Source organism: Bradyrhizobium sp. LeoB3 (assembly GCF_055456055.1).
In genome coordinates, this window is sequence record NZ_JBVBEF010000312.1 from 1 (window position 1) to 950 (window position 950).

Here is a 950-nt window from a genome sequence, read left to right on the forward strand (position 1 = left end):
AGGTCATGAAAGCCATACGCTACGTCCTTGTGCGTCAGAATCAACCGCACGATGTTGACGTAGGTGCTTCGCGGGAAGCCATAGACGATTGGCTCTGCCATCTGTTCCTCCTCTATCTTGTTGGTAACGGGCGCTTGTTATCGCCAGAATGGCTTAGCGGCCTCGTCCAGCGCCTCTTCGCGCGTGAGGCCGATGTCGGCGAGCAGATGCTTGTCGTCGGCCAGATCGCGGAGTGCCTGACGCAGCCTGCGCCGCGCGGACCAAGCTCGAAGCCCGCGTCCCGGAGCGCCGAGCCTTTCCACCGAATTTTCCTGATGAAGTTGTGGGAGCGGACCGGCCGGCCGGATCAGCCGAAACGTCGAGGCGTTGCGGGCAACGGTTGACATCGACAAGCTCCAAATCTCATGAAATGCTGCATTGAAGCTTTCCCATAAGGTCAGCGGGCCGTGATCCGCAAAGCATCGTTTCTCTGGCCGGCCCTAGTTTTTCTCATGAAGTCTTTGTGCGATGCGTTCACGCTTGCCGCCCCTGAATGCGCTGAAGGCTTTCGAAGCCGCGGCGCGGCATGAAAGCTTTACCCGCGCAGCCGAGGAGCTTTGCGTCACGCAGGGCGCCGTGAGCCATCAGGTCAAGGCGCTGGAGGCTGAGCTTGCGATCAAGCTGTTCAATCGCGAGCGCCAGCGCCTGATCATCACCGAGGCCGGCAAGGACTATCTGACTATCGTTCGCGATGCCCTGGACCGCATCGCGGTTGGCACCGAGCGGCTTCTGCAACGGCAGAACGCCGGCGTCCTTACCGTCAGCACCTCGCCGGACTTCGCGGCCAAATGGCTCGTTCACCGGCTCGGCCATTTTGCCGAAGCTCATTCTGGGATCGACCTTCGCGTTTCCGCAACGCTTCATCACGTCGACTTCGCGCGAGAGGAAGTCGACCTTGCGGTGCGCCATGG

The 950-nt window shown here is 60.8% G+C and carries 2 protein-coding genes; one reads left to right on the plus strand and one right to left on the minus strand.

Features of this window, described 5'->3' with window-relative positions; translation table 11 throughout:
* Nucleotides 1-137: 137 nt before the first annotated feature.
* Nucleotides 138-386: a DUF1127 domain-containing protein gene (locus ACZXDY_RS46060; protein WP_464350035.1), complete on the minus strand. Its 249-nt coding sequence runs from the start codon at nt 384-386 to the stop codon at nt 138-140.
* A gap of 121 nt (nt 387-507) precedes the next feature.
* On the opposite strand from ACZXDY_RS46060, the gene ACZXDY_RS46065 reads away from it, so the two are divergent.
* Nucleotides 508-950: LysR family transcriptional regulator (locus ACZXDY_RS46065; protein ID WP_464350036.1), on the plus strand; the 443-nt coding region annotated here is incomplete at its 3' end.